The following is a 7,563-nucleotide window of genomic DNA, read 5'->3' as shown; positions in this document are numbered from 1 at the left end:
GAACCAGTGTAGGTTTTTCAAGTTGTTCAAGCTCAGCATTGCTTTCATGCCATGCCCAAGTTGCTTTAAAAGATTCCCATCCACGCAAAACGATGATCTGGAACACACGCTCATTTGAAAGTTTTGCCTCACTTGCCTGATTGAAAATGATTTTCAAAGCACGCTCAGTGATGGTTTTACGTTTCTTGTTTTTCAGATCAATAAACTCTTGAGCTGTTTCTTCAGAAACTCCATTTTCAGATAAGAATTTTTTAGCAGAGAATTTTTGTGCTTTGGGTGCGGATGCGCCTAAATTAATATCTGTTGTATTCTCTGTAGTATTCTCTGTAATAGATTGCCCGTTTGGTGCAACACTGTTAGTACGTTTCGTGCCAACTAGTTCGTCCGTTTCGTTCAGACTAGATTGCCCGTTTGGTGCATACTGTGATGAATCAAGGCTTTCAGAGTATTCTATTAATGCTTTATATAGATTTTCACGTTCAACTTTAAAGTAAACCTTACACGGTACACCGCGTTTGTTTTCCGTTAAAAATCCTAGATCTTTAAGTTTTTTCCGAGCATTCTCCTGCTCTTTTCGAGTTAGACCTGTTTCCATAGTCCAGTCATGTTGGGTCTTGTAGATCCACCCATCAGAATTTTTAGTACGTGCGGTCCAGTACACCAATTGCGACAGCATTAGTGCGCCATTAATTCCACACCCGATAAAAACATAGTGCTTGTTAAACGCAATTGGTTGATCGTTCATAGCCTCAATCAGCTTAATCATTGAGATTGATGTATTCACACAGCACCTCGCAAAAAATCAAAAAGGTCATAACGTGCTTTGGCAACACCCATGGCATTGTCTAAACAAGGCTTTTCCATATTTGCTTTGAGCGCACTTTCAAGAAGTCTGATTTTTTGCTCAATCATTCTTTCTTGATAGGTTGCTTGCAGCTCTGGTGGTTCTTGTGCTAAATTTGTTTTCATATTCATTTCTACCTCGTTCTGAATATATGAAGCCTGATCTTGACCATCAGGCTTTTTTATTGTCTAAATCCCGATCAATCCCTTCAGATCCCTCAGAAATACAAACTTCAGTAGATAAATCCCTGACTAAAGCTTTTAATCCCAAGCGCTCAAAAGATTTTGCTTGTAAATTAAGTACATGCCACTCACCTACAATTTCCTTTTCAAGTAAAAAGGCTAAGTATTGAGCTAGGTCTTTACCCTTAATTTCAGCGAGCGTTTTTGCTCGTTCGTGAATCTCAGGAGATAAACGAACATGTGTAGATTTTTTTTCAAGGCTCATAAATTCACCTATGCAACTTCTTTGCTGTGTTTGATTGGCTGCTTGCCAGCAGCTAAATCTCGAATTTGGTATTCACGTGCTAATGGGATTTTGTTGTTAGGCCACTGGTAAACAGCAGAAGGTTCAATTCCTAGCAAGCCCGCTAGTTCAACGCCATTAACCCCAAGCAACTTATATGCTTCTTGTTTGGTCATTGGTATTTACTCAATAAAATAAGATTTCTTAGTATTTAATCAAAGAAAACTTATAAAAGCAATATGTAAGATTACTTATATGGAAAAAACAACTATTGGTCAGCGCATACGTGCGCTTAGACGTTCGAAAAAATTAACTCAAGTGCAATTAGCAAAGATTGCTGGAGTGAGTTCGCCCGCTGTAACTGAGTGGGAAAAAGATAGTTATTTGCCCAAAGCGGGATCATTAGAAGCAATGGCAAATCATTTTGGGGTAACGGCTGAATACATACTGACTGGCAAAGGTGATCCTAGCGCCACGCAAAAAGAGCAGTCTAATGTGGTTCCTGTGGCACCACGCATGGCCCCTGTCTTGTCATGGGTTCAGGCAGGTACGATGACCAATGTCGAATCTGTTGACATGTCCCAGGTGGAAGAGTGGCTGCCAATTCCAGATGGTGATTGTGAAAAATGCTTTTACCTGAAAGTTCAAGGCTTGAGTAACTACCCGGAATTCCATGAAGGTGATTACATTCTTGTAGATCCGACCCTGCCATTTTGTGACATGAACTCAGGCGACATTATTGTTGTTAGAAAGTTTGATGATGCAACTTTTAAGCGGTTGGTGATTGAACCAGATGGCACTAAATACCTACAAGCAATCAACCCTGAATTTAAACCAAACATCATTCCGCTTGATCAGGATTGTGAGTTTGTTGGCGAGGTAGTGGATTGTATTCGCTATGTTTATCGAGCTAAGAAGAAGCAGCGTAAGAAGTAAAAATAAAAGCCGCTATATGCGGCTTGGGGTTATTTGAAAGTTAATGTGCTGTGATCCTTCGAAGAGTGAGGCGCGACATGCAAAAAATTGAAGTCAATTCCCGCAATATTAGCCATGTGTTTTATCAGTACTTCTTATTAACAGTAGTACTTAGGACTGGTGAACGGTTTATTTACAAGCTTTTGGAGGCAAGTACCTTCAGGGGTTTTGTTGATTCAGCAGACAAAGACAAATTTTATAAAAGCCATATTGAAACGAACAAGAAATTGAAACGAATTCAGCTTTTTGGATAAGTAGCAATAACCTGAACATAGTTGTTTATATAAGCAGTATTACAAAGTGGATGACAAGCAATGATTTCAAAAATACTAATTCTTTTGATTGCACTACTACATGTTTACATTTTGATTTTGGAAATGTTTTTATGGCAGACACCCAAAGGATTGAAAGCCTTTGGTAATACGCCGGAAAAGGCTCAAATAACTAAACCACTCGCACAAAATATGGGTCTCTATAATGGTTTTTTAGCTGCTGGCCTATTGTGGGCTGCTATTGCTCCGGCCGAACTTCATCAGAGTTTAGCCTATTTTTTTCTTGGCTGTGTTTTGGTTGCTGGTGTGTACGGTTCAATCACAGCAAGTCGAAAAATCATATTCATACAAGCCGTTCCTGCTCTAATAGCAATAATATCGGTAGTTTTGGGTTATTAAAACTGCGAACCCGACGCAGCCCTTAGAATGATCGGGTGGAGAAAATAATGTCATTAATTGATGAAATGATTGAGAATCCAAACAACATTATTATGGTTGGCTACCTGGATGAGTCTAATGATCACCCAAGTAGATTGGACGTTGGTTTTGATAACGGTTTTGAATATCAAATCGAAGGTGTGCCTAGAGAATTATATGAAAAACTTGAAAAATCTAGTCAGCGATCAACCTTTTTTACGACTGAAATTTACTATCAGTACAAAGACAAAATCAAAATTATCAAACCTGAATAGCTCAGCGACTTTGGAAGCAATCCCAAAGCCAGCCTAGTTTTTCTTTAGCATTATCAAGCTTAGCAATGGTTTCGACCGTTCTAAGCATTTGAGTTCTTTCGTACCCTTGAACAACCTCCTTCACCATCGAGCCATTCACTTTTAATAATTCTTGCTGAGCATCGAGTACAGCATTAGTAATTGCTCTTACTTCACTTAACGGATCAGACTTAAGTGCAGTTATCAAAACCTCTAATGATTGCTCTGTCTCAACATCGCCAGCCAACTTAAAAGGCACTCCATTTACCAAAACCACTGTACCTTTGCTTAAAGTAGCGTTTTTCATTCTTATAAACTCCAAACAACCCATCCCTGTGATGGGTTTTCTTTTGTCTATTAAAACATAAAAAATAAGTTTTCTAAAAATAAAACTAACATTTCTTATATTTCCGCTTGACACTAAAACTAAGTTTTCTTATATTTATCTCACAGACAAACAAACCTTCTCAGTGAGACAAAAAATGGAAATTCAAAATTTACGCTTACAACTCCTTCAGCTTTCAGGCGGTCAAGTTGAACACGCTCAAGCAATGGAAAAATACGTTTTGGAAGGTACTGGCTTAAATCAGCAAATGGGAGAAGCGGTAAACGGTGAAAAAGATGAAAAATGTAATTGTTTTTTTTGCCAACTCAGAACCGCAATTGAAAGTAATTCTTAATAAAAAAGCACACTGACCTTCGACCTTCTGTGTGCTTCTACTCAAAGAGTGAGATAAGTATGAAACAAACACATCTTAAAAGTCAAACGACTCAATATTTAAATCAGCCTCCAACGGCTGAAAATACCATTCAGTATAGAAGCTCAGGCTTGGCTATCCCTTCAATCCTTGTATTGATTCTCTTGGCAATGCTTGCAGGCGGTGTTTTTAGTTGCTCAGGTTATCAAAGTGCAACAGCTAAAGTGGGAGTGAAACAATGAATATGCTCTCAAACTACGCTCCCGAAGCCCCTACTTTCCAAACACTTGTAGTTGCTGACGAGTTTGTTATCCAAGGCTCAAAAGTTTATTTCTCGTTGATTGTACCGAACTACAGCGCTTGTTATGTGTCTGCTGTGGTTGAAGCAAACCAAACATCAAGCTCACTGGCTTGGAACACTACAAGTGATCCGCAAAATGATGTTGATGTGAATTATGACTTGCTTGAAGTCGCTACTTGGCACCGCCCTATTGTTGAGGATTTTGACGAGATTCTAGCTGTTCAAGGGCTTCGATTTGCACTGACAGATAGTCAAGTTTATACACTTAATGAAATGCTTAAGGCGCATTTTGAAGAAGAAAAAGTTAATGAATTGAAAGGGGTTGCGTAATGGAATTACAAGTATTAGATCAAAACGTGATTGTTCAGGCGTTTCAAACTCAAGGTGGTACAGATGCTTTATTTGAGCGTATTGCTGAACAAGCTCGCTCATTCGTACCAGATGTGACAACTGATAAGGGTCGTAAAGCAATCGGTTCTTTAGCTGCAAAAGTAAGCTCATCTAAAAAACTTGCTGAAAAATATGCTCTCGATTTAGTTGCTGACCAAAAAGCACAAATCAAAATTATTGACCAGGATCGTATTCAATTCTGTAAAAAAATGGATTTTTTACGTGATGAAATTCTTGCACCTCGTGATGCTTATGTAAAAACTGAAGAAGATCGTAAAGCGAAGCATGAAACTGCTATTTCCGTGATACGCATGCCCATTAACCTCATTCAAAATTCAGAAGGAGATTGGACAGCTGAAAGTATAAAAAATGCAATTTTTGAGCTTGAAAATCGAGTGATTGACTCATCTTTCGAGGAATACGAAGAACAAGCAAAACTAGCCAAATTTGAAACGCTTGAAAAGCTACGCACTACACTTGTTACTCGTGAGAAATATGAAGCTGAACAGGCTGAATTAGAGCGCCTACGCCAAGCTGAAATCGAGCGCCAACAGAAAGAACGTGACGAAAAAATTGCACGTGAAGCTGCGGACAAGGCACGTGTTGAAGCTGAAGCGAAAGCACAAGCCGAAGCAAATCGTATCGAACGTGAGCGTAAAGAAGCTGCTGAAAAAGCGGAACGTGAAAAACTTGAAGCAGAACAACGTGAAGCGCGCTTAAAGCTCGAAAAAGAACAAGCCGAATTACGTGAGCAACAATTAAAGCAACAAGCTATTGAGCGTGAAAAGCAAGCTGAAATTGATCGTCAAAATGCGGTTGAAGCTGAGCGTAAACGTATTGAGCAAGAGGCTCAAGCAAAAGCTGCTGCCGAACTTAAAGAACAGCAAGCACGTGAAGCAAACAAGGCTCGCAAAAAGAAAATCTGTAATGAGGCGCTTCAAGGTCTTACGAGCATTGGTGTTTCTGAAGAATTAGGCAAACAAATTTTACAGGCGATTCACAAAGGTGAAGTGCCACATGTGTCAATCAAGTTTTGAGGGTTAGAAGATGAATGCACCAGTAAATACAAATCCGTTTCTGCCTACAGCACCACAAAACAGCGCTGTATCAACGGTTCAATCAGATGTTCAGCGCTCTGTTGCAGAAGTTCAAGCAGCATTAGTAATTGCTAAACAATTTCCACGTAACCCAATTGAAGCTTATGACCGTGTAATGAATGCATGTCAAAGACCGGGTTTAGCTCAATCAGCAGTTTATTCATATGCTCGTGGAGGATCATCTATTTCAGGTCCTTCAATTCGTCTTGCGGAAATGTTGGCTCAAAATTGGGGAAATATTCAGTATGGAATTCGTGAGCTATCTTCTGAAAATGGCGAATCAACAGTAGAGGCTTTTGCTTGGGATGTTGAAACAAATACACGTCAAACTAAAGTTTTCCAAGTACCTCATAAACGTTATACGCGAAATGGATCTAAAAAATTAGAAGATCCACGCGATATTTATGAACTTGTTGCAAACAATGGCGCTCGTCGTTTACGTGCTTGCATCCTTGGGGTGATACCTGGCGATGTTGTGGATGCAGCGGTTGATCAATGTGAAAAAACAATTCACGCATCTGCGGATACATCACCTGAGGGAGTTCAAAAATTAGTTGTTGCTTTTGAACAATTTAATGTCACTAAGGCAGACATTGAGGGATTTATTCAACGTCGAGTTGATGCCATCACCCCTGCTAACGTTGTTTCCTTACGTAAAATTTTCACAAGTTTGCGCGATGGTATTAGCTCACCAAAAGACTGGTTCAAGAATGCAAGTGCTGAAAAATCAGAACAGCCAATAGCAAAGCCGAAACTTGATGATAAAGCTTTCGATGATGCGTTAGAGCAATTAGCAGCAAATGCAATTGAAAAATCATATCTGTTAGATGGCTATGATTTATCAGATGCTCAGAAAATCGCAGTGGAGGCTCAAGGATGAAACTATTCCGCGCCTCAAGCCTTCACAAGCTAATCGGCGAACCTAAAAAGAAAGGTGAAAGCCTTTCTGATACGGCTAAAACTGAAATTCGATCTGTTGTGAAAGAGGATCTATTCACTTTTCGCTCTTTTACTGGAAATCAATACACTGCTAAAGGCAACTTGCTCGAAGATATGGCGATCGAGTTATCAGGAAAAATACGTGTTCATCCTTATCAAAAGCATGTTGGTCGGGTTGATAACCATTTGATCACTGGCGAATGTGATGTTCTTGATCTTAAAAAGAAACTGATCATTGATACCAAATGTACTTGGGATATTGGCACTCACCCATTCTTTCAGGATGAAGCTCAAGACAAAGTAATCAAAGCTGGTTATGACATTCAGATGCAAGCTTACATGTGGCTTTACGAGTGTGATCGAGCAGAGATTGATTTCTGGTTATTCCCTTGCCCTGAAGAGTTATTGAAGCCTTACGAAGATCAAGAACAATTAATAAATTTAGTTTCTGAAATTGATATTCGTGAACGCTTAACAACTGTAGTCATTGAGCGTGATGAATCAATCATTCAGAAGATTAAAAACAAGGTGCCCCTCTGCCAAGCTTATTACGAAAAGCTTTATGCGGAACGCAAACGAGGGAGATTGGCAGCATGACCCTCCTAAAACTTTACTTTCAACTTTGGCAAATGGCGTGGTGGTTGTGATGGAAATCAGAATTTTACCAGAACCACTCACTGAAAAATTCATTGTATTCAATTGCAATGCTGGGTTTTCAGTTAAAGGTACAGACAAAGGTTTTTACCTTAGCAAAAAGAACAAGAAATCTTTATTCGTCAGTAATAAAGGTGTGATGAATAAAGAAGCCCAAGAGCGTTATGAGTTAATGCTCAAGGTGTGGTTAAGGGATGGTCGCAGTTTTATGGATGAAC

16 protein-coding genes are annotated in these 7,563 nt (G+C 39.3%); 11 read left to right on the top strand and 5 right to left on the bottom strand.

The window, feature by feature from the left end:
* From GGG_RS0117915 to GGG_RS0117900, 4 genes are all read right to left on the bottom strand, one after another.
* Positions 1-784, bottom strand: a 784-nt coding sequence (locus GGG_RS0117915; RefSeq protein WP_029574699.1) for a hypothetical protein, incomplete at its 3' end; no start/stop codon positions are given.
* Positions 781-975, bottom strand: a complete 195-nt coding sequence (locus GGG_RS20020; RefSeq protein WP_227500513.1) for a hypothetical protein — start codon at positions 973-975, stop codon at positions 781-783. The genes GGG_RS20020 and GGG_RS0117915, both read right to left, overlap by 4 nt.
* Before the next feature lie 40 nt (positions 976-1,015).
* A complete protein-coding gene (locus GGG_RS0117905) occupies positions 1,016-1,291 on the bottom strand; it encodes a hypothetical protein (protein WP_010117459.1) in 276 nt (91 codons plus the stop codon).
* A gap of 8 nt (positions 1,292-1,299) precedes the next feature.
* Entirely contained in the window at positions 1,300-1,485 is a 186-nt protein-coding gene (locus GGG_RS0117900) for a Cro/CI family transcriptional regulator (protein WP_005103769.1), read from the bottom strand.
* Positions 1,486-1,564: 79 nt separating this feature from the next.
* On the opposite strand from GGG_RS0117900, the gene GGG_RS0117895 reads away from it, so the two are divergent.
* The 4 genes from GGG_RS0117895 (at position 1,565) to GGG_RS0117880 (ending at position 3,248) form a co-directional block, all read left to right on the top strand.
* The gene (locus GGG_RS0117895) at positions 1,565-2,245 is read left to right on the top strand and encodes a LexA family transcriptional regulator (RefSeq protein WP_010117453.1); all 681 of its coding nucleotides are present in this window, start codon (positions 1,565-1,567) and stop codon (positions 2,243-2,245) included.
* 77 nt (positions 2,246-2,322) lie between these two features.
* Complete coding sequence (locus GGG_RS0117890) at positions 2,323-2,538, top strand: KTSC domain-containing protein (RefSeq protein WP_010117451.1); 216 nt, start codon at positions 2,323-2,325, stop codon at positions 2,536-2,538.
* Between the two features lie 60 nt (positions 2,539-2,598).
* Entirely contained in the window at positions 2,599-2,955 is a 357-nt protein-coding gene (locus GGG_RS0117885; protein WP_010117449.1) for a DUF1304 domain-containing protein, read from the top strand.
* Between the two features lie 47 nt (positions 2,956-3,002).
* Entirely contained in the window at positions 3,003-3,248 is a 246-nt protein-coding gene (locus GGG_RS0117880; protein WP_010117447.1) for a KTSC domain-containing protein, read from the top strand.
* Between the two features lies 1 nt (position 3,249).
* Here the strand turns inward: GGG_RS0117880 and GGG_RS0117875 are convergent, their stop codons facing one another.
* Positions 3,250-3,573, bottom strand: coding sequence for a hypothetical protein (locus GGG_RS0117875; RefSeq protein ID WP_010117445.1), 324 nt, complete (start codon positions 3,571-3,573; stop codon positions 3,250-3,252).
* 175 nt (positions 3,574-3,748) lie between these two features.
* Here GGG_RS0117875 and GGG_RS0117870 point away from each other — a divergent pair, with 175 nt between their 5' ends.
* From GGG_RS0117870 to GGG_RS0117840, 7 genes are all read left to right on the top strand, one after another.
* A complete protein-coding gene (locus tag GGG_RS0117870; protein ID WP_010114710.1) occupies positions 3,749-3,946 on the top strand; it encodes a hypothetical protein in 198 nt (65 codons plus the stop codon).
* A 59-nt stretch (positions 3,947-4,005) separates the two neighbouring features.
* On the top strand, positions 4,006-4,206 hold the full coding sequence (locus tag GGG_RS0117865; RefSeq protein WP_010117443.1) for a hypothetical protein: 201 nt from the start codon (positions 4,006-4,008) through the stop codon (positions 4,204-4,206).
* Positions 4,203-4,595 carry a hypothetical protein gene (locus GGG_RS0117860; RefSeq protein ID WP_010117441.1) on the top strand — a complete coding sequence of 131 codons (393 nt, stop codon included), beginning with the start codon at positions 4,203-4,205 and terminating at the stop codon, positions 4,593-4,595. The genes GGG_RS0117865 and GGG_RS0117860 overlap by 4 nt, the downstream gene beginning before the upstream one ends.
* Positions 4,595-5,692, top strand: coding sequence for a hypothetical protein (locus GGG_RS0117855; RefSeq protein ID WP_010117440.1), 1,098 nt, complete (start codon positions 4,595-4,597; stop codon positions 5,690-5,692). The genes GGG_RS0117860 and GGG_RS0117855 overlap by 1 nt, the downstream gene beginning before the upstream one ends.
* 10 nt (positions 5,693-5,702) lie before the next feature.
* Complete coding sequence (locus GGG_RS0117850; RefSeq protein ID WP_010117438.1) at positions 5,703-6,632, top strand: hypothetical protein; 930 nt, start codon at positions 5,703-5,705, stop codon at positions 6,630-6,632.
* Entirely contained in the window at positions 6,629-7,288 is a 660-nt protein-coding gene (locus tag GGG_RS0117845) for a hypothetical protein (RefSeq protein WP_010117437.1), read from the top strand. The genes GGG_RS0117850 and GGG_RS0117845 overlap by 4 nt, the downstream gene beginning before the upstream one ends.
* 49 nt (positions 7,289-7,337) lie before the next feature.
* A partial coding sequence (locus GGG_RS0117840) for a hypothetical protein (protein WP_010117436.1) occupies positions 7,338-7,563 on the top strand: 226 nt, incomplete at its 3' end.

The sequence above is a fragment of the Acinetobacter sp. P8-3-8 genome, assembly GCF_000214135.1.
GTDB lineage: Bacteria > Pseudomonadota > Gammaproteobacteria > Pseudomonadales > Moraxellaceae > Acinetobacter.
Note: the sequence above shows the minus strand (reverse complement) of the source record. Positions and strands in the feature narration are given on the sequence as shown.

What these genes read in the sequence shown, in the direction of transcription:
- GGG_RS0117905 (WP_010117459.1), bottom strand. Translation starts at nt 1,291, where the DNA reads ATGAGCCTTGAAAAAAAATCTACACATGTTCGTTTATCTCCTGAGATT.
- GGG_RS0117885 (WP_010117449.1), top strand. Translation starts at nt 2,599, where the DNA reads ATGATTTCAAAAATACTAATTCTTTTGATTGCACTACTACATGTTTAC.
- GGG_RS0117895 (WP_010117453.1), top strand. Translation starts at nt 1,565, where the DNA reads ATGGAAAAAACAACTATTGGTCAGCGCATACGTGCGCTTAGACGTTCG.
- GGG_RS0117870 (WP_010114710.1), top strand. Translation starts at nt 3,749, where the DNA reads ATGGAAATTCAAAATTTACGCTTACAACTCCTTCAGCTTTCAGGCGGT.
- GGG_RS0117850 (WP_010117438.1), top strand. Translation starts at nt 5,703, where the DNA reads ATGAATGCACCAGTAAATACAAATCCGTTTCTGCCTACAGCACCACAA.
- GGG_RS0117860 (WP_010117441.1), top strand. Translation starts at nt 4,203, where the DNA reads ATGAATATGCTCTCAAACTACGCTCCCGAAGCCCCTACTTTCCAAACA.
- GGG_RS0117900 (WP_005103769.1), bottom strand. Translation starts at nt 1,485, where the DNA reads ATGACCAAACAAGAAGCATATAAGTTGCTTGGGGTTAATGGCGTTGAA.
- GGG_RS0117855 (WP_010117440.1), top strand. Translation starts at nt 4,595, where the DNA reads ATGGAATTACAAGTATTAGATCAAAACGTGATTGTTCAGGCGTTTCAA.
- GGG_RS0117880 (WP_010117447.1), top strand. Translation starts at nt 3,003, where the DNA reads ATGTCATTAATTGATGAAATGATTGAGAATCCAAACAACATTATTATG.
- GGG_RS0117890 (WP_010117451.1), top strand. Translation starts at nt 2,323, where the DNA reads ATGCAAAAAATTGAAGTCAATTCCCGCAATATTAGCCATGTGTTTTAT.
- GGG_RS0117865 (WP_010117443.1), top strand. Translation starts at nt 4,006, where the DNA reads ATGAAACAAACACATCTTAAAAGTCAAACGACTCAATATTTAAATCAG.
- GGG_RS0117875 (WP_010117445.1), bottom strand. Translation starts at nt 3,573, where the DNA reads ATGAAAAACGCTACTTTAAGCAAAGGTACAGTGGTTTTGGTAAATGGA.
- GGG_RS20020 (WP_227500513.1), bottom strand. Translation starts at nt 975, where the DNA reads ATGAATATGAAAACAAATTTAGCACAAGAACCACCAGAGCTGCAAGCA.
- GGG_RS0117845 (WP_010117437.1), top strand. Translation starts at nt 6,629, where the DNA reads ATGAAACTATTCCGCGCCTCAAGCCTTCACAAGCTAATCGGCGAACCT.